Source organism: Vibrio sp. Y176 (assembly GCF_033438945.1).
Genome location: NZ_JAWOQS010000935.1, coordinates 1 through 564, shown reverse-complemented (window position 1 = coordinate 564; position 564 = coordinate 1). Strand labels below are relative to the sequence as shown.

1 protein-coding gene is annotated in these 564 nt (G+C 51.1%); it reads right to left on the bottom strand.

Going from position 1 to position 564, the window contains the following annotated elements; translation table 11 throughout:
• Window positions 1-128: 128 nt before the first annotated feature.
• The coding region (locus tag R7O13_RS29505) for an acyl-CoA dehydrogenase family protein (RefSeq protein WP_318305546.1) at window positions 129-564 on the bottom strand (436 nt) is incomplete at its 5' end.

The following is a 564-nucleotide window of genomic DNA, read 5'->3' as shown; positions in this document are numbered from 1 at the left end:
CCACGTGTTCGCGGGGGGATTATTCATCGTAATCATTGAGACGTGATTTTGAATGGTGTGCTCAATGGCTTTTGGCATTGATGGCATAATATGACTTCCCCTTTTGATGGCGTAGACCCGATAGCTTGTTAGAGCAACGCTGACGTTTCTGAGAGTAGACGACGCGCGATGATCAGACGCATAATTTCATTAGTGCCCTCAAGAATTTGATGTGCGCGAACGTCACGGAAATAACGCTCCAGGGGGTCCTCTTTTAGGTCCCCGTAGCCGCCGTAGATCTGCAACGCTTCGTCGCAAATTTGAAATCCGACGTCGGTTGCAAAGCGTTTCGCCATCGCGCAGTACGTCGTCGCATCGGGATCTCCTCGATCGAGTTTGCTGGCGGCATAACGTACCAATTGCCGTGCTGCGACAAGCTCCGTCGCCATGTCCGCTAACTTGAATTGCAGCGCCTGAAATTGCGCTAACGATTTTCCGAACTGCTTTCGCTCCTGCATATATTGCGTAGCTTGATTCAGAGCTTGTTGCGCCGTACCAACGGAACAGGTCGCGATATTAATGCGC